This is a genomic window from Amycolatopsis sp. PSD-21 (assembly GCF_055561455.1).
Map to the genome: position 1 here is coordinate 1,394,983 of NZ_CM145712.1, position 16,695 is coordinate 1,411,677.

Sequence of the window (16,695 nt, forward strand, 5' to 3'; positions counted from 1 at the left end):
CGTTCCCGGTGTCACACGGTGACGGGGGGAAGAAGGTGGCCGTCGGAACCGGTCCCACACGCGTCTCGACCGCACAACGCGTCGTGAGTCTCTGGTATTTCGTGGTGGTCGTCGGGTCGTTCGGCATGCTCGCGCTGTTACCGGTCGCGCACGCCGCGATCCGGTTGCGGCGTGCCGTCCTGTGGCTGTTCGTGCTGGGCTACGGCGGTGTCGCCGTCGCGATGCTGCTCCTGCTCGAACGGGCCGCGGCGGAAGGCGAGTCGGAGGCGATGCTCTCGTTCGCCTGGCTCTTCGGCACGATCCTCCTGGTCACCGTGGCCTGTGTGCACCTCGCCCTGCTGCGGCGGAAGATCCTCTATCCGCCGCCGACGGCGTGGGTCGAGTCCGGCATGCACTGCGGGTTGTTCTCGATCGACATCGCCGGATTCGGTCAGGTCGGGCGCAGCAGCGAGGTCTTCGTCCGGGTCCGGAGGATGCTCTTCGGCATGCTGACCGAAGCCTTCGAGACCAGCGGCATCGCCTGGGACGCCTGCCTGAAACGCGACACCGGGGACGGCATGATCGTCGTCGTCCCGCCGCATTTCCCGAAGTTCCGCCTGGTGTATCCGCTTCTCTCACGGCTGACCGCGGAACTGGCCAGGTACAACGTCGCCACCGAGCCCGGCCTGCGGATCCGGGTGCGGGTGGCGATCCACGCCGGGGAGATCGCGCTCGACGAGTACGGCGTGACGGGACGGCCGAAGGTGCTCCTCGCGCGGCTGCTCGATTCACGCGTACTGCGCGACGCGCTCGCCGAAGCGCCGGGCGAGTCGCCCGTGGTGGTGCTCGTCTCCGACCGGTTCCACGAGGACGTCCAGGACCAGGGCGGCCCCGGTCTCGACACGATGAGCTACCGGCAGGTGCTCGTGCACGAGAAGGAGACCGAGGTCCGCGCCTGGCTGCACGTTCCGGATCCGGTGCTCAGAGGGCTGCCGTGAGGACCTCCAGCGCGCTGTGCTGACGGGCGGCGTCGATCTTGTCGACCGGCCCCGCCCAGCGTAGGCCGTGCTGATCGAGCGACGTGCGGTTGTTCGCGATCGTCGCGTTCGCCTGCCGCGTCAGGTAAGCGCGGTAAGGCCTGGCCGCGAGCGCGCGGTCCAGCTCGCCGAGCCCCCTGGCGTACGCGCCCTTGAACGAAGGCCCGTCGGCGCCGCAGTCACCGGACTCGCACGGGTCGCGGAGGATCCCGTTCGAGTGCAGCAGCGACGTCGTCGTGGAGGCGTCCGCGAGCCGCCGGGCCGTGGTGAGCAGGGTGGCGTCACCGGTCGCGCGGTTCAGTTCGACCAGCGCGCCGAGGACGATGCCCTGGTTGTAACTCCAGACGGCCTGCCCGTTGTTGGCGCAGGAGGAGTTCAGGCCGTCGTTGATCAGGGAACTCCCGTTGATCATGCCGCTCGCGCGGAACCAGTCCCAGACCTCGCGCGCCCGCGCGAGCTGGAGCGTGTCGCCGGGGAGCCGGTTGTGCAGTGACGCGGCCACCTTGACGTACAGCTCGTTGGTGACGGCGTTCTTGTACGTCTTCGCCGTCGACCACCAGAGTCCGCCGCCGCAGGTGCCGTCGCGGTAGGAGTACATGTAGTTCGCCGCGATGACGGCGGTGTCGAGGTACCGGCGGTCCTTCGTCAGGTCGTAGGCGCGGATCCAGGCGAGCGCCCACCAGCCGGTGTCGTCGATGTATTCGTTGGTGAAGTTGTCGCCGCGGTTGCGGTCGAAAGTGTTGGCGATGGCGTAGCGGTAGTTCGGCGAGCCGGTGCGGGCGCTGTAGTCCAGGATCGCGGTGAGCGCGTTCGCCGAGTTCCACCAGCCCGTGGTCTGCCAGAGCCCGGTGCCGTTGTCGTAGAACTGCATGAGCGCGGTGGCGGCGGCCTCGGCGCGGGTGTTGGCGGCGACCGTGGTGCGGAACCACGGCGTGCAGGCGATTTCCGGTCGGTTGCCCGCTTTTCCGCAGGCGCGCAGGGCGCCGAAACGGTGGGTGGCGGGGTCGTCGACGTTGAACATCAGGGTCCGCCAGCCGCGGTGACCGGCCGGGATCTTCGTGTCGCCGATTCGGCTGTCGCCCGCCCAGGTGCGGCCGCCGTCGAAGGAGCGGTCGAGCCAGACCTCGTCGCCGGGGTCGCCGTCGCCGATGCTGCCCCAGCCCATGTTGTCGCCGTCGCTGAGATGCAGCGTGATGCCGCGGCCCCAGACGGACGCGGTGCCGGGTCTTCTTTCGCCGGTGGCCAGTGCGGGGTCGCGGCTGTCGCAGTACTTGGCGCAGATCGTCGCCGCGACGGTGGGTTCGGGAGTGGTGGTGGCCGGCGTGAGAGCGAATGTCAACGTTGTCACAAGCAGGGGGGTGAGCCACATGGATTCGAGTGTGAGGGCGGCCACTTTCCGGGCCGATCAAGTCACCCTTTCAGCTCGCGCCGATGGTCTGGAATACTTCTTGCGCGCGTGAAGTTGAACGCTCAAGCAACGTAACCCGGCCCAGGGAGCAGGTCATGCAGTTCGGAATCTTCACGGTGGGCGATGTGACGACCGACCCGACCACCGGGGAGGCGCCCAGCGAGTACGAGCGGATCAAGGCGATGGTGCGCATCGCGCTCAAGGCCGAAGAAGTCGGTCTCGACGTCTTCGCGACCGGCGAGCACCACAACCCGCCCTTCGTGCCTTCTTCGCCGACGACGATGCTCGGCTACATCGCCGCGCAGACGTCGAAGATCATTCTCTCCACCTCGACCACGCTGATCACCACGAACGACCCGGTGAAGATCGCCGAAGACTTCGCGATGCTGCAGCATCTCGCCGACGGCCGCGTCGACCTGATGATGGGGCGCGGCAACACCGGCCCGGTGTACCCGTGGTTCGGGCAGGACATCCGCCAGGGCATTCCGCTGGCCATCGAGAACTACCACCTGCTGCACCGGTTGTGGCGCGAGGACGTGGTCAGCTGGTCCGGCAAGTTCCGGACGCCGCTGCAGGAGTTCACCTCGACGCCGCGGCCGCTCGACGGCGTCCCGCCGTTCGTGTGGCACGGTTCGATCCGCAGCCCGGAGATCGCCGAACAGGCCGCCTACTACGGCGACGGGTTCTTCGCGAACCACATCTTCTGGCCGAAGGAGCACTTCCAGGCGCTGATCAACCTCTACCGCGAGCGGTACGAGCACTATGGGCACGGCAAGGCGGACCAGGCCATCGTCGGCCTTGGCGGCCAGGTGTTCCTGCGGCCGAAATCGCAGGACGCGGTGCGGGAGTTCCGGCCCTACTTCGACAACGCGCCGGTGTACGGGCACGGGCCTTCGCTGGAGGAGTTCACCGAGCAGACGCCGCTGACCGTCGGCAGCCCGCAAGAGGTGATCGACAAGACGCTGACCTTCCGCGAGCACTTCGGCGACTACCAGCGCCAGTTGTTCCTGATGGACCACGCCGGCCTGCCGCTGAAGACCGTGCTGGAACAGCTCGACCTGCTGGGCGAGCACGTGATTCCGGTGCTGCGCAAGGAACTCGACTCGCTTCGCCCGGCGCACGTGCCCGAGGCGCCTACTCACGCTTCCCGGTTGGAGGTCTTGGCATGACGACGATCGCAGTGGTGACCGCGGGGTTGAGCCAGCCGTCCTCGACGCGGCTGCTCGCGGACAAACTCGCGGCGGCCACGCGTTCGGTGCTGCCGGACGTGCGGATCGAGGTGATCGAACTGCGGGACCTGGCCGTCGACGTCACCAAGAACATGCTGACCGGATTCCCTTCGCCCGCCCTGCGGACGGCCATCGACACGGTGACCTCCGCGGACGGCCTGATCGCCGTGACGCCCGTGTTCACCGCGTCGTACAGCGGGCTGTTCAAGTCGTTCTTCGACGTGCTGGACCAGAAGGCGCTCGACGGGAAGCCGGTGCTGATCGGCGCCACCGGCGGAACCGAACGGCACTCGCTGGTGCTCGACTTCGCGCTGCGTCCGCTCTTCGCCTACCTTCGCGCCGAGCCTGTCGCGACGGCGGTGTACGCGGCTTCGTCGGACTGGGCGTCTCCAGGCGATCTCGACACGCGGGCTTCGCGGGCGGGGCGGGAGTTCGCCGCCCGGCTGTCGTCGGAAGGGACGGCCGCGGCGCCGGACAGCGGGTTCGTGCCGTTCGAACAGCTGCTGCGCGCGGGGGAGTGAGCAAGGGACCTTTGCTTGCGTGAGTGGTAAGGACGGTTAGAACCGTCCTCGCCACTCACGAGGCATGTTCGGGGAGCGGCTCCGGGATGCCGACTGTGTGGATTTCGGGGCGTTGGATGACCAGAAATCCACACGGTCTGTCGTGACCGGTCCGGTCACGACAGGGTGTGTGGATACAGGGACGTTGAATGTCCCTATATCCACACACCCCTCACTCACGAGCCGGGTCAGGGGGTCGGCCAGATCGGCCGGATCTCGATGGTCGCGAACTCGGCGACCGGATGCTTCGACACGATCTCGATCGCCTCGTCGAGATCGGCGCACTCGATCAGGTCGTAGCCGAGGATCTGTTCCTTCGTCTCCGCGAACGGCCCGTCCGAGACGAGCAGTTCGCCGTCGCGGCGCCGGACGGTGGTCGCGGTGGCCGCCGAGCGGAGCCTGCTGCCCGACAGCCGGACCCCGCGAGCGGTCATCTCGTCGACCCACGCCCGCGTCCTTTCGTCCAGTGGTTCTTCGCTCTCGTCCGCGCCGGGGTACGGGCTTCCGCAGATCAGCAACATGTAGCGCATCGGTCCTCCTGTCTGAGCCTGTTCACCATCCCGACGAACGGGCTCGCCCGCCACCGACAGGGGCATGACCCGAACGTGTCGGACCAGCGCGTTCGCGGCGCGACCGGCACAATCGACGAAAGGGACGACGGCGAGGAGAAGACGGTGGGCATCGGAAAACCCGTGAAGCAGGTCTTGATCCTGATCGCGGGCGGCGTTCTGCTGCTGGTCGGTATCGCGCTCCTCGTGCTGCCCGGACCGGGCCTGCTGCTCGTGCTCGCGGGCCTGCTCGTGCTGGCCTCGGAGTTCCCCGTGGTGGAGAAGTACGTCGATCCGATCCGCGACAGGGCGATGAAGGCGGCCGAGGACAGCGTTTCGTCGCCGCTGCGCATCGCGGGTTCGGTGCTGGCGGGGCTGGGTCTGCTTGCCGCGGGGGTCGTCTGGGGACTCGTGCCGGGTCTGCCGCTCGGGGGATGGAGCACCGGATCGAGCCTGATCCTGTCCGGGCTCATCCTGTTCGCGTTGCTGATCTGGAGCTACAAGCGGGTGCAGGCCAGGAGGGCCGCGAAGACCGAATAACAGCCGGGTGGTCTGGTACCGTGCGGCTCGTGGCCCCCGACTTCCAGCGCGCCCGGCGGCCGGAACAGGTCGAGGCCCGGCGCGCGGCGATCCTCGGCGCGGCGCGCGAACTCCTGTCCGAGCGGCCCGTCTCCCGGATCAGCCTGCGGGAACTGAGCGATCGCGTGGGCTTGGCGAAGTCGAACGTGCTGCGGTACTTCGACAGCCGCGAGGCGATTTTCCTGGAAGTCCTCGACTCGGTCTGGGTCGCGTGGCTCGACGAGCTCGAAGGCGAGCTGAGCGACCTCGACGGCTCCGGCTACGAGCGTGTCGCGGCCGTCATCGCGACGTCGATCTCGCGGCAGCGCCTGCTGTGCGAGCTGATCAGCACGATGGCCGCCGTGCTCGAACGCAACATCTCCGTGGAGACCGCCCGGGCGTTCAAGACCAGGGCGGCCGACCGGACCGAACGGCTCGCCGGCCTCGTCCGCGCCCATGCCCCGCTGGACGCCGAAGCGGCCGGGTACTTCGCGAAGGCCGTCTTCATCCTCGTCGCGGGGCTGTGGCCCTACGCGAACCCAGGGGAGGCCGTGGCGACGGTCCTGGCCGAACGCGGGATGCCCGCCGGCCCCGCGATGTTCGTCGACGGGCTCACCGAAGGACTGGCGAACCAGCTGGTGGGCCTGGCCGTTCGTGCAGGTCAGAGCCCCGAGTGGTAGCAAAGGTCCCTTGCTCGCGCCGGGACGGGCGAGCCTGCATAAGGTGAGCCGAACCCACTTGCACAAGGAGCGACCATGAGCCCAGGCGGCACCCTCACCCTCGGCGATCTCACCGTGAGCCGGATGGGCTACGGCGCCATGCGGCTGTCCGGCCCCGGCATCTGGGGGCCGCCGAGCGACCGCGACGCGGCGATCGCCGTTCTCCGCGAGGCGGTCGAGCTGGGCGTCACCCATATCGACACCAGCGACTTCTACGGTCCGCACACGACCAACGAGCTGATCCGCGAGGCGCTGCACCCGTACCCGGACGACCTGCACATCGTCACCAAGGTCGGCGCGAAGCGGACTCCGGACAAGGGCTGGCCTTCGGCGCTCTCGCGTGAGGAGCTGACCTCCGCGGTCCACGACAACCTGCGCAACCTCGGCCTCGACGTCCTCGACGTGGTCAACCTGCGGCTCGCGGGGGAGCACGGTGTCTTCCCGATCCCGGTCTCGATCACGGAGCCGTTCGAGGTGCTGGCCGAACTCCAGCAGCAGGGGCTCATCCGGCACCTCGGCCTGAGCCACGTCTCGGCGGAACAGGTCAAGGAAGCCCGCGCCATCGCGCCGGTCGTCTGCGTGCAGAACGAGTACAACGTCGCGAACCGCGCCAACGACGGTCTCCTCGACGCCCTCGCGGCCATCAACATTCCGTTCGTGCCGTACTTCCCGCTCGGCGGGTTCACGCCGCTCCAGTCCGGTGTCCTCGACGACTGCGCCCGCCGGGTCGACGCGACGCCGATGCAGGTCGCCCTCGCGTGGCTGCTCCAGCGGTCGCCGAACATCCTGCTGATCCCGGGTACGTCGTCGCTGCTGCACCTGCACGAGAACGTCGCCGCCGCGAAACTCGAGCTGCCCGCGGACGTCGTCGCCGACCTCGACGCGCTCGCCTGATCCCGCGTGAAGGCCCCCTTCCCTTCGCTGAGCCGAGGGAAGGGGGCCTTCACGCGTGTTCAGAGGACATCCCGGCGCCGCAGCAGCCAGCCGCCGAGACCGGCGAAGACCACCAGGTAGCCGGCCACGACCAGCGTCGCCTGCGAGACACCGACGAGCTCCCCGACGCCGGGCGTCGCGCCCGAGGCGCCCAGTGACGCGGCCAGCGAACCGGCGTTGGCTCCCGGCAGCGCCAGCTGGAGCGTGCCGACCCAGTCCACCAGCGGAGCCGCGACGCCGAACAGCAGGTTCTGGACCACCAGCAGCCACACCAGGCCGAGCCCGATCGGCAGCGCCACCCCGCGCATCGCGATGGCGAGCGCCGCGCCGAGTGCCGCCCAGGTCATCGCGATCAGCCAGCCGGCGCCGATCCCCGTCAGCAGCGAGCCGAACGACGGCCAGTTCATCGGCTCGCCCTCCGACGAGGCGATGAGCGCGCTCGTGATCGCGCCGGTCGCGAAGCTCGTCAGCACGACCGTCAGCGACGCGACGGCCAGTGCGAACAACTTTCCACTGTAGACGGTCAGCCGCGAAGGTCCCTGTGTCAGCACGGTCTTCCACGTGCTCCAGCCGTATTCGGTGCCGACGGCCAGTACGCCGATCACCAGCAGGATCGCCCCGAGGAACACCGGCAGCCCGCCGATCGAGTTGCCGACCAGATTCGACGGCAGCGTCGCGGCCAGCCCGCGATCAGTACCGGGCGCCCCGCTCGACGAACCCGCCGCGCCCGCGAGCGGCAGCAGATAGGTGAAGGTCAGCCCGAGCACGACCGCGATCCCCAGCATGAACCAGTTCGCCGGCCGCCGGACGAGTTTCGCCAGCTCGGCGCCACAACTACCCCACATGATCCGCCACCTCTCCGGTGAGCTCGAAGAACACCTGCTCCAGATCCCGCTCGCGGACGTGCAGTTCGCGGACCGCGATCCCTTCCGTGACGAGTTCGCGGTTCAGCCACGACGTGCGGTCCGGGTCGATCGTCAGGTCGAGACCGGTCCCGCTCGCGCGCACGTTCTCGGCGCCGATCCAGCGCCGCACTAGGTCCGCGGCGCGCGTGACCTCGTCGGTTTCGATGTGCAGCACCGTGCCGCCGCGCAGTTCGGCCACCGTGTTCTCCGCGACCAGCCGCCCGCGCGAGACGACGCCGACCCGGTCGCAGATCTGCTGCACCTCGCCCAGCAGGTGGCTCGACAGCAACACAGTGCAGCCCTCGGCGCCGAGCCTGCGGATCAGCACCCGCATGTCGGCCATCCCGGCCGGGTCGAGCCCGTTGGTCGGCTCGTCGAGGATCAGCAGCCGCGGATCCTTCAGCAGTGCCGCCGCGACACCGAGCCGCTGCTTCATGCCGAGGGAGTAGGTCGAGTACCGGTCCTTGCCGCGATCGGCGAGGTCGACCATCGCGAGCACCTCGCCGACGCGGCGCGGATCCGTTCCGCTGTACCGGGCCAGCACCTTGAGATTGTCCGAACCGGACAGATACGGGTAGAAGCCCGGCGATTCGATCAGCGCGCCGACCCCGCCGAGATCGCCGGGCGGCCTGCCGAACAGCCGGACGCTGCCGGAAGTCGGCCGGACGAGCCCCAGCAGCATCCGCAACGTCGTCGTCTTGCCCGCGCCGTTCGGCCCGAGGAAGCCGTAGATCTCGCCGGGCAGCACGGTCAGCTTCATCCGGTCGACGGCGAGTTGCTCGCCGTACCGTTTCGTGAGTTCGTCTGTGTCCACGGGAAGGTTCATGGTGACGAATGGTGTCCCGGGTGAGGCCGTCACCACATCCGTTCAAAGGCGGCACTCCGCGTACGTCGGCGGACGTAGCCGGATGGCCGGAATCCTGCGACATCTGTCGAAAACACCGGTACCGGAGGCCGGGGCGACGACCATAGGCTCGATGGCGTGTCGAAAGTCCTTCTGATTCTTCATGTGCTCGCCGCTGTCATCGCCGTCGGTCCCGTCACCGTCGCGGCGAGCATGTTCCCCGCCGCCGCGCGCAAGGCCTACGCCGAACCGGGTTCCGGGCTGTCCGTGCTTCGCGCGCTCAACCGGATCTGCCGGGTCTACGCGATCTTCGGGATCGCGGTGCCGTTCTTCGGGCTGGCGACGGCGGGCAGCATGCGGGTCTTCGGCGACATGTGGGTGATCGTGTCAATCGTGCTCACCGCGGCCGCCGCCGGCGTGCTGGCGTTGCTCGTCCTGCCGGGGCAGAACGCGATCCTCGCCGCGCTGGGCGCGGAGCCGCCGTCGGAACCGGTCACGGCCGGGCGGGTGGCGATGTACACGGGGATGTTCAACCTGCTCTGGGCCGTGGTGACGGTGCTGATGATCGTCCGGCCCGGATCGACGACCGGCGCCTGAGAGACCTCGTGAGTGGTAAGGACGGTTAGAACCGCCCTTACCACTCACGAGGCCCTTTGGTCAGGCGCTCAGCAACTGGTTGAAGAACGACCGGTAGCGGCGCAGCGCGATCCGGAGGTCTTCGGTCGCCGGTTCGCCCTGGCTCCACGCGGATTCGAGTTCCTTCTTGTGGTCCGCGAACGTCGTGGCCAGGTTCTGGATCACCACCGCGACCAGTTCGTCGGCCTCCTTGACCGCCCGCCGCGGATCGTCCACAAAGGCCGTTTGGATACCCTGCCAGCTCTCGCGGAACCGGTCGACGTCGGCGTCGGCGAACAACGTCTGCGCTTCGTCTTCGTCGGTGCGCTCGGGTTCCGTGGCCACCAGATCTTCGGTGCTCAAAGCCTGCCCGGTCTCGCCGTCAGCGGTCCGTTCCTCGCCGAGCCGATCCGTCGTCCCCGCGACGCGTTCCGTTCCCTCGGTTTCCAGGGGCCTGCTTTCCATGGCTTTCCGCTCCTTCGCCGGCATCGGTCAACAGATCTTCGAACACTTCGCGGTAGTGCTTCATCGCTTCGCGCATGTCCTCTGTGGACATTTCGGATTCCTTGTGACGCACCAGTGTGTCGTGCCCGGCGCGGTAGTGGCGCAACGCGTTCGCGTGCCGGACGGACAGATCCGCGAGCTGCTGGTCGTACCCCTCGGTCGGGTAGCCGCGTTCGGCCATCAAGGAGACCAGCACCCGGTCCGCTTCGACGACGGCGCCGGACGGGCGGTCGACGAACTGTTCCTGGATCAGCGCCCATTCCTGGGCGTACCGGTCCTTTGTGGTCTGCGGCAGCGGCCGGATGTCGAGATCCGAATGCCGTTTCACCCGCGACGAAAGCTCACGTTCGGCTTCCCTCGGGCTTTCGTGCTCCTCGACCGCACGGTCGTATTCCGGCCCGAACGTCTCTCGCAATCGCCGCTTGCGTTGTGCCGCGACGACGAACCAAGCGGCCGCGCCCACCACAAGGATCGCGGCGATGACGATGATGATGACCAACCACGTGGGCATCGTTATCTCCTCCGGATGTTTCGCCGGTCAACCCCCGACAGGCCGTGAGTTCCCCGGTTTTTCGGCCGGAAACCCTTGTGTCGCAAGAAGTTTTGGATCTTAGGCCGGATGGCGCAGTGGACTGAGCTCGATTCGTCGCACTCTCGCGGGCCGGTGCGGCCATTCGGCGGAGGTCGTGAGGCTCGCTAAGTAGGCGTCCCTCTTTCGGGTGCCGACGATGACTCAGTGTAGGTAAAAACTCCCGATCATTGCTCCGTTGTGGCACTATTGCCCCGTTCGCAGGAAGAGGGCCTGCGACAGAGGGGGCCGTCGTAATCGAGGCTGCCTGGTACGACAAAGAAAGATCATCAGGGGAGGAGATCGTCAAATGTCGACGCCTACGGACGTCAAGGACCCCATCGGCGAAGAGGAGCCGGTCGACCCGGCTCAGCCCAAGCCCGAACTGCCCCAACACGAGCACAGCCCGGACTGCGAGCACCACCGCGACAAGCTGCTGGAATGCTCGGGCGGCTGCATCCAGACCCCGCCTCCGACGCCTTGATCGGATGAGCCGGAAGACCTGAGCCGCCCGTTGGGGTATTCCCTGACGGGCGGCGGTCTTCCGGCTACCGACTGTGCTGTCATAGATCAGTGGTCGTAACAGAACTCGGGGTGGCCGAGGCCATCGACAAGGCACGTGCCCTGCAGCGGGCCGGGGTCGACGCGGTCTGCTCGGGGCGGCCGCGTGAGGGTTTGAAGCTCCTCCACCGGGGCATGTCGGTGCTCGACTCGGTCGACCCGGACGATGAACCCACCCGGTGGGAATGGTCGTCCGCTCGTATCCGGCTCACGAATTCGCTCGTCGCGCTCGGGACGGAAACCGGGGGAGAGGTCGAGGCGGGGCTGGCCGAACTCGACGAGGTGCGGTCATTACTCGACGGGATCGGCGATCCGAAACTGCGTGCGGAGCTGAGCGGCGCCATCGACCACAATTACGGGCTCATGCTCATGGCCGTCGGCAGAAACGAAGAAGGCATCGCCTACTTCGACGCCTCGATCGAGCACAAGGAATTCGTGCTCGCTTCGGCGCACGATCCGGTCCCCTTGCTCGGTCCGTTCCTCGGCACGATGATCACCCGCGGACTCGCGTATACGCGGTTGGGCGACGTCGGCCGGGCTCGTGAGGATCTGGCCCGGGCGATGGACATCGCGGAAAAGTACGAGCTGCGGCAGCAGGCGGCGGATGCGCGGCGGCCTCTCGGCTCGCTCGAGCTGAGGATCGGGAACGTCCCCGTGGCACTTCGGCTCTACGAAGAGAGCGAAAGGATTTACCGGGCGCTCGACGTCGAGATCCATCCGCTCCTGAGGCTCGAACAAGGAAAGGCGTTGCTCGCCGCGGGACTGGCCGAAGAGGCCGCGGGGCACCTCGACGACGTGCTGACGGTGATGCACGAGCAGACCAGTATCACCCGGGACCTCGCCGATGTGGAGCTGTATCGCGCGTCGGCGGCGCTGATGAGCGACGATCTCGAACTCGCCCGTTCGTACTCCGCGTCCGCACGCCGCCGGATGCTCCGCTGGGGCTGCCAAACCTGCGTCGCCAACGCGACCATCGTCGGCCTCCGCGCCGACGTCCAGGAAGCCTTGCGCACCAACGTGATCCCGCCGACCCTGACGTCACGCGCGCTGCGCGCGGCGAACGGGATGCCGATGCCGAGGCTCGCCGATCAGGCGGCCCTGGCGCGGATGCTGGCCGTCCGGGTCGAGCTGCGCAAGGGAAAACACAAACGTGCCGCCGAATTGCTCGAGCGGATTCCGCGGCCGGGACGGCTGACCTCCGTCGATTACCGGATGTTGCGCAGGCTTTGCCGCGCGGAACTCGCGGTGGCCGAGGGGGACAAGAGCAGGGCGCTGGCCGAGATCCGCGCCGGGCTCACCGAGCTCGACCGGGTCCGCGACCGGATGGGCGGCATCGAGCTGGTGTCCGGGACGGCGCTGCACGGCCGGGAGCTGGCGGATCTGGCCGTCAAGATCGTGCTGGAGCGCGCCGACGCGGCCCGGTTGTTCGGCTGGACGGAGCGGACCCGCGCCCAGAGTTACCGGTACGAACCCGTTGTGGCGGCCGATCCGGAGCTCGCGGAGCGGGTCGGGGAGGTCCGGGGGCTCGATCAGGCGATCCACCAGGCGCAGCACGACGGGCATCCGACGGCGGCCTTGCGCTCCAAACACGCCGAGCGATTGCGCGAGGCGTATCGGCTCGGCTGGCATACCGGGCGCTGGGGCAGGCCGCGGCCGGTCGCACGGCTCTCCGAGGTGGCCGACGAGCTGGGCGAACGCGCGCTGGTGAGTTTCGCGTCGTCGGACGACGACCTGGTGGCGATGGTCGTCGTCGGCGGGCGGTGCGAGCTGGTGCGGCTCGGTTCGGCCGAGCGGGCGGCGGAGTCCGCGCGGATGCTGAACGTCGATCTCGACGCCCTCGCTCCGGACAGGTTGCCGGCGCCGCTGGTCCAGTCGGTGCTGGCTTCGGCATGCAAACAGGCCGAACGGCTGGACGGCCAGCTGATCCGGCCGCTCGAAGCGTTGCTCGGCGACCGCGGTCTGGTCGTCGTGCCGACCGGACCGTTGTTCGCCGTTCCCTGGGGAGTGCTGCCCGCGCTGCGGTCGCGGCCGATCGTCGTGGCGCCCTCGGCGACGGCGTGGCTGGGCGCGGAGCGTTCGGCGATGCCCCGCGCGCGGAAGGTCGTCCTGGTCCGCGGGCCCGGCCTCGTCGGAACCAGGGGTGAGCTGGACAAACTGGCCACGCATTACCGGGCCGCGCATACGCTGGCCGGAGCCGACGCGACCGTGTCCTCCGTCCTGCGCGCGCTGGACGGCGCGAAGCTCGCGCACATCGCCGCGCACGGCGCGCACGAACCCGAGAACGCCTTGTTCTCCCGGCTGGAACTGGCCGACGGCGCGCTCTTCGCGCACGAGATGGCCGGGCTCGCGCAGCCTCCGGCGCAAGTCGTCTTCGCGGCCTGCGAACTGGCGCTGAACCGGATCCGGCCCGGCGACGAGGTCCTCGGTTTCGCCAGCGCGTTGCTCGCGAGCGGTTCGCGCACGGTGATCGCGCCGTTGAGCCGAGTCGGTGACGAAGCCGCGGCGGCCGCGATGGACGATTACCACCGCGGACTCGCCGAAGGGGCCGGGCCGGCGACGGCGTTGGCGGACACCATCGCCGTTGATCCGTTCCGGCGACCGTTCGTCTGTTTGGGTGCGGGCTGAACGTCCGGCTTGACAACCCCTGTTCGATCTTCACGACTCCAAGTGGCCGGTTGGTTACTCTTGACCGAGTCGTCTGAACCAATTATGGTCTAGACCACATTCGCTCGCTCGGCGTTTCGGCGGATGTGTCCCGACCTTCATTGGTAATTCGCTCGCTGTGACCCAGGAATCTCGAGTCCGCGGTGGGTGTAGAGATGGGAAAGGGGTAGGCATGAGCTTCAAACGACGGCTTTTGACCCTGGCGGCCGGTGCGGCGATGGTGCCGGCGGCCCTGGTCGCGATCCCGGCAGGCACCGCCAACGCGCACGGTTACGTTTCCTCGCCTGCGAGCAGGCAGGCACAGTGCGCGCAGAACACCGTTTCCTGTGGCTCGATCAAATGGGAGCCGCAAAGCGTCGAGGGCCCCAAGGGGCTCATGAGCTGTAACGGCGGCGTCGGCCGTTTCGCCGACCTCAACGACGACAGCAAGGGCTGGAAGGTGCATTCCCTCGGCCGTACCACCACGTTCCGGTGGACGCTGACGGCTCGCCACCGCACCAGCACCTGGGAGTACTTCGTCGACGGCGCCAAGGTCGCCAGCTTCAACGACGGCGGCGCGCAGCCGGGCGCCACGGTCACCCACAGCGTGAACCTGCAGCAGAGCGGGCGGCACAAGATCCTCGCCCGCTGGAACGTCTACGACACGGCGAACGCGTTCTACGCCTGCATCGACGCCAACATCAGCTAGGTACCGACTCTCGTGAGTGGTAGTGAGGCCGTCACTACCACTCACGAGATTTTTTGTGCCACGCTCACCTCATGAGCGATGAGGAGCGCGACGGCGTCAAGCTGACCAACCTCGACCAGCCGTTGTTCGAGGGTGCGACCAAGCGTGACCTGGTGGACTATCTGGACGCCGTCGCGGGCCGCCTGCTCCCGGTCCTGGAGAACAGGCCGCTTTCGGTCATCCGCATCCTCCGCGGCCAGGACCCGTTCATGCAGAAGAACCTGCCCAAATACACACCCGGCTGGGTGAAGCGGTACGGGATGTGGGCGGAGACGTCGAAACGGCAGGTGTCGTACGCGCTCTGCGACGACCGCCGGACGCTGCTGTGGTTCGCGAACCAGCGCGCCGTCGAATACCACCCGACCTTGATGACCGCGGACGCCGACGCGGGTCCGACCCACCTGGTGCTGGACCTCGACCCGCCCGCCGGGGACGATTTCGCCCACGTCGTGAAGGCCGCGATGCTGGTGCGCCAGGCCCTCGCCGACTCCGGGCTCGCCGGAGCGGTGAAGACCAGCGGCTCCAAGGGTGTGCACATCTTCGTCCCGCTGACGCCAGGACAGGGCTTCGAGGACGTCGCGGCCGCGACCCGCGCCCTCGCCGCCCGCGCGGAACAGGTCGACCCGGCGGTCGCGACGACCGCGTACATCGTGGAAGACCGCGAGGGGAAGGTCTTCCTCGATTCGACCCGGGCGGGCGGGAACACGGTCGCGGCGGCGTACAGCCCCCGCTTGCGGCCGGGGCTGACGGTGTCGTTCCCGGTTGCCTGGGACGAACTCGAAAACGTGGTCCCCGCCGATTTCACCGTTCACACGGCGCCGGGTCTCCTGGGGGACAAGGATCCGTGGGCCGAGTCGATGCCGGAGCCACAGACGCTGCCCGCCGATCTCGTCGAGCAGGGGCACACGATCCCGATCGCCCGCGTCGTGGCGATGCACGAGGGGAAACGCCGGGCGAGGGCGCGCGCTCAGAAGGACTGAACGCCCACGACGCCACGGCCTTTTGTGTACCTTGGACCGCACTGGGGGCGGGGAAGGTACTGGGGGCTTTCGTGGGGAAGATCGATGCCGACGTACTGATCGTGGGGGCCGGTCCGGCGGGGCTCGTGCTGGGAAACCTGTTGCGGGCCGCCGGAATCGACTGCGTGATCCTGGAGCGCCGGAGCCGTGAGCATGTCGAAAACCGGGCCAGGGCGGGCTTTCTGGCCGCGAACAGCGTCCGTGTGCTCAAGGAGAACGGGCTCGCCGGCGGGCTGATCGAAAGAGGCCTGAGGCACGACACGTGTGCCTTTCGCAATGATCAGGCCGAATTCGAGCTCAAGTACAGCGAACTCGGGAACGGCGAGGTGCACACCGTCTACCCGCAACAGTTCCTGGTCACCGACCTGATCGCGGAGTTCCTCGCCCGTGGCGGGGAGATCAGGTTCGGGGCCGAGGTCGGCTCGGTGTCGGGGATGGACGCGACGGTCATCGCCGACGATCTTCTCTTGCGTGCCAAGTACATCGCCGGTTGTGACGGCAGGCGCGGGATCTCGTTGAGATCCGTGCCCGCGCGGGTCTTCCGGCGGGACCACGACGTCTCGTGGCTCGCGATCCTCGCCGAGGCGCCGCCGAGCATGTCCGCGATCGGCTACGCGATCCACGAACGCGGATTCGCCGGGCACATGGCCAGGACACCGACGGTGACGCGCTATTACCTCGAAGTACCGCGCGGCGAGGACCCCGAGAACTGGGGAGACGACCGGATCTGGGACGAACTGCACCTGCGGATGCGGGCCGACCGTTACGGCGAGCTCAAACGCGGCGCCATCATCGAGCGCCGGATCGTGGACATGGCGTCGCGGGTGATGGACACGATCCAGCGGGGGAACCTGTTCCTCGCGGGGGACGCGGCGAGCCTGATCAGCCCGGCCGCGGCGAAGGGAGCGAATCTCGCGTTGATGGAGGCCGAGATTCTCGCGCACGCGTTGATCGATGCCCTCGTCGAGGGCGACACGACGGCACTCGAGCGCTACTCCGCCGACTGCCTGCCCCGGATCTGGCGCGCGCAGGAGTTCTCCCTCTGGATGATCAACCTCCTGCACAGCCCCGGCGGATACGACGACGAGGCCGTCTTCCAGCGGGCACTGCGCGACGCGCGGCTGGAGAGCCTGCGGGTTTCCCGCGCGCACCAAGACTTCTTCGCCGAGAACTACGTGGGTATCTGAACCGATCGCCCGCCGCGGCCGTATTCCGGTGAAGAGGGAAAGGACGGACGACGATGCCGGTACGTATCCGCTGGACGCCGTTGAACCCGCACCCGAATCGCCCCGTGCCCGTGGAAGAACCCGAGCCGGA

At 68.2% G+C, this 16,695-nt stretch carries 18 protein-coding genes; 12 read left to right on the top strand and 6 right to left on the bottom strand.

Annotated features, from left to right (window positions below):
* Positions 1-83 precede the first annotated feature (83 nt).
* Positions 84-977, top strand: a complete 894-nt coding sequence (locus ACZ1DY_RS07110) for a nucleotidyl cyclase domain-containing protein (protein WP_465483919.1) — start codon at positions 84-86, stop codon at positions 975-977.
* Here the strand turns inward: ACZ1DY_RS07110 and ACZ1DY_RS07115 are convergent.
* Positions 961-2,385 (bottom strand): glycoside hydrolase family 76 protein, encoded by a 1,425-nt coding sequence (locus ACZ1DY_RS07115; RefSeq protein ID WP_465483920.1) that lies wholly within the window; start codon positions 2,383-2,385, stop codon positions 961-963. The genes ACZ1DY_RS07110 and ACZ1DY_RS07115 overlap by 17 nt on opposite strands.
* Positions 2,386-2,519: 134 nt before the next feature.
* Here ACZ1DY_RS07115 and ACZ1DY_RS07120 point away from each other — a divergent pair, with 134 nt between their 5' ends.
* Both ACZ1DY_RS07120 and ACZ1DY_RS07125 read left to right on the top strand, forming a co-directional pair.
* Positions 2,520-3,593, top strand: coding sequence for an LLM class flavin-dependent oxidoreductase (locus ACZ1DY_RS07120; RefSeq protein ID WP_016331687.1), 1,074 nt, complete (start codon positions 2,520-2,522; stop codon positions 3,591-3,593).
* Positions 3,590-4,174, top strand: a complete 585-nt coding sequence (locus tag ACZ1DY_RS07125; RefSeq protein WP_126737096.1) for an FMN reductase — start codon at positions 3,590-3,592, stop codon at positions 4,172-4,174. Before ACZ1DY_RS07120 ends, ACZ1DY_RS07125 begins: the two co-directional genes overlap by 4 nt.
* 227 nt (positions 4,175-4,401) lie before the next feature.
* Here the strand turns inward: ACZ1DY_RS07125 and ACZ1DY_RS07130 are convergent, their stop codons facing one another.
* The gene (locus ACZ1DY_RS07130) at positions 4,402-4,743 is read right to left on the bottom strand and encodes a YciI family protein (RefSeq protein WP_465483921.1); all 342 of its coding nucleotides are present in this window, start codon (positions 4,741-4,743) and stop codon (positions 4,402-4,404) included.
* 144 nt (positions 4,744-4,887) lie between these two features.
* Here ACZ1DY_RS07130 and ACZ1DY_RS07135 point away from each other — a divergent pair, with 144 nt between their 5' ends.
* From ACZ1DY_RS07135 to ACZ1DY_RS07145, 3 genes are all read left to right on the top strand, one after another.
* Positions 4,888-5,301 carry a PGPGW domain-containing protein gene (locus tag ACZ1DY_RS07135; RefSeq protein WP_034317710.1) on the top strand — a complete coding sequence of 138 codons (414 nt, stop codon included), beginning with the start codon at positions 4,888-4,890 and terminating at the stop codon, positions 5,299-5,301.
* 20 nt (positions 5,302-5,321) lie between these two features.
* Positions 5,322-5,999, top strand: coding sequence for a TetR/AcrR family transcriptional regulator (locus tag ACZ1DY_RS07140; protein WP_465483922.1), 678 nt, complete (start codon positions 5,322-5,324; stop codon positions 5,997-5,999).
* Between the two features lie 75 nt (positions 6,000-6,074).
* On the top strand, positions 6,075-6,932 hold the full coding sequence (locus ACZ1DY_RS07145; protein WP_465483923.1) for an oxidoreductase: 858 nt from the start codon (positions 6,075-6,077) through the stop codon (positions 6,930-6,932).
* A gap of 59 nt (positions 6,933-6,991) precedes the next feature.
* Here the strand turns inward: ACZ1DY_RS07145 and ACZ1DY_RS07150 are convergent, their stop codons facing one another.
* Entirely contained in the window at positions 6,992-7,816 is an 825-nt protein-coding gene (locus ACZ1DY_RS07150) for an ABC transporter permease (protein WP_465483924.1), read from the bottom strand.
* Positions 7,806-8,702, bottom strand: a complete 897-nt coding sequence (locus ACZ1DY_RS07155; RefSeq protein ID WP_465483925.1) for an ABC transporter ATP-binding protein — start codon at positions 8,700-8,702, stop codon at positions 7,806-7,808. The genes ACZ1DY_RS07150 and ACZ1DY_RS07155 overlap by 11 nt, the downstream gene beginning before the upstream one ends.
* Before the next feature lie 156 nt (positions 8,703-8,858).
* Here ACZ1DY_RS07155 and ACZ1DY_RS07160 point away from each other — a divergent pair, with 156 nt between their 5' ends.
* Positions 8,859-9,317 (top strand): hypothetical protein, encoded by a 459-nt coding sequence (locus ACZ1DY_RS07160; RefSeq protein ID WP_257488896.1) that lies wholly within the window; start codon positions 8,859-8,861, stop codon positions 9,315-9,317.
* Between the two features lie 60 nt (positions 9,318-9,377).
* Here ACZ1DY_RS07160 and ACZ1DY_RS07165 read toward each other — a convergent pair whose 3' ends face one another.
* Both ACZ1DY_RS07165 and ACZ1DY_RS07170 read right to left on the bottom strand, forming a co-directional pair.
* Positions 9,378-9,800: a hypothetical protein gene (locus tag ACZ1DY_RS07165; RefSeq protein WP_126737089.1), complete on the bottom strand. Its 423-nt coding sequence runs from the start codon at positions 9,798-9,800 to the stop codon at positions 9,378-9,380.
* Entirely contained in the window at positions 9,718-10,350 is a 633-nt protein-coding gene (locus tag ACZ1DY_RS07170) for a hypothetical protein (protein ID WP_465483926.1), read from the bottom strand. Before ACZ1DY_RS07170 ends, ACZ1DY_RS07165 begins: the two co-directional genes overlap by 83 nt.
* A gap of 367 nt (positions 10,351-10,717) precedes the next feature.
* Between ACZ1DY_RS07170 and ACZ1DY_RS07175 the strand changes: the two genes are divergently transcribed.
* The 5 genes from ACZ1DY_RS07175 (at position 10,718) to ACZ1DY_RS07195 (ending at position 16,565) form a co-directional block, all read left to right on the top strand.
* A complete protein-coding gene (locus ACZ1DY_RS07175; RefSeq protein ID WP_257488894.1) occupies positions 10,718-10,891 on the top strand; it encodes a hypothetical protein in 174 nt (57 codons plus the stop codon).
* Between the two features lie 89 nt (positions 10,892-10,980).
* Positions 10,981-13,593, top strand: coding sequence for a CHAT domain-containing protein (locus ACZ1DY_RS07180; protein WP_465483927.1), 2,613 nt, complete (start codon positions 10,981-10,983; stop codon positions 13,591-13,593).
* A 211-nt stretch (positions 13,594-13,804) separates the two neighbouring features.
* Positions 13,805-14,320 (top strand): lytic polysaccharide monooxygenase auxiliary activity family 9 protein, encoded by a 516-nt coding sequence (locus tag ACZ1DY_RS07185; RefSeq protein WP_034317732.1) that lies wholly within the window; start codon positions 13,805-13,807, stop codon positions 14,318-14,320.
* Positions 14,321-14,391: 71 nt separating this feature from the next.
* Positions 14,392-15,339 carry a DNA polymerase domain-containing protein gene (locus tag ACZ1DY_RS07190; protein ID WP_126737086.1) on the top strand — a complete coding sequence of 316 codons (948 nt, stop codon included), beginning with the start codon at positions 14,392-14,394 and terminating at the stop codon, positions 15,337-15,339.
* Positions 15,340-15,410: 71 nt separating this feature from the next.
* On the top strand, positions 15,411-16,565 hold the full coding sequence (locus ACZ1DY_RS07195) for a 4-hydroxybenzoate 3-monooxygenase (protein ID WP_465483928.1): 1,155 nt from the start codon (positions 15,411-15,413) through the stop codon (positions 16,563-16,565).
* Positions 16,566-16,695 lie beyond the last annotated feature (130 nt).

Bases quoted from the DNA above. Each gene is read 5' to 3' on its own strand.
- ACZ1DY_RS07155 (WP_465483925.1), bottom strand. From the start codon at position 8,702: ATGAACCTTCCCGTGGACACAGACGAACTCACGAAACGGTACGGCGAG.
- ACZ1DY_RS07120 (WP_016331687.1), top strand. From the start codon at position 2,520: ATGCAGTTCGGAATCTTCACGGTGGGCGATGTGACGACCGACCCGACC.
- ACZ1DY_RS07175 (WP_257488894.1), top strand. From the start codon at position 10,718: ATGTCGACGCCTACGGACGTCAAGGACCCCATCGGCGAAGAGGAGCCG.
- ACZ1DY_RS07115 (WP_465483920.1), bottom strand. From the start codon at position 2,385: ATGTGGCTCACCCCCCTGCTTGTGACAACGTTGACATTCGCTCTCACG.
- ACZ1DY_RS07150 (WP_465483924.1), bottom strand. From the start codon at position 7,816: ATGTGGGGTAGTTGTGGCGCCGAGCTGGCGAAACTCGTCCGGCGGCCG.
- ACZ1DY_RS07145 (WP_465483923.1), top strand. From the start codon at position 6,075: ATGAGCCCAGGCGGCACCCTCACCCTCGGCGATCTCACCGTGAGCCGG.
- ACZ1DY_RS07185 (WP_034317732.1), top strand. From the start codon at position 13,805: ATGAGCTTCAAACGACGGCTTTTGACCCTGGCGGCCGGTGCGGCGATG.
- ACZ1DY_RS07130 (WP_465483921.1), bottom strand. From the start codon at position 4,743: ATGCGCTACATGTTGCTGATCTGCGGAAGCCCGTACCCCGGCGCGGAC.
- ACZ1DY_RS07165 (WP_126737089.1), bottom strand. From the start codon at position 9,800: ATGGAAAGCAGGCCCCTGGAAACCGAGGGAACGGAACGCGTCGCGGGG.
- ACZ1DY_RS07190 (WP_126737086.1), top strand. From the start codon at position 14,392: ATGAGCGATGAGGAGCGCGACGGCGTCAAGCTGACCAACCTCGACCAG.
- ACZ1DY_RS07125 (WP_126737096.1), top strand. From the start codon at position 3,590: ATGACGACGATCGCAGTGGTGACCGCGGGGTTGAGCCAGCCGTCCTCG.
- ACZ1DY_RS07170 (WP_465483926.1), bottom strand. From the start codon at position 10,350: ATGCCCACGTGGTTGGTCATCATCATCGTCATCGCCGCGATCCTTGTG.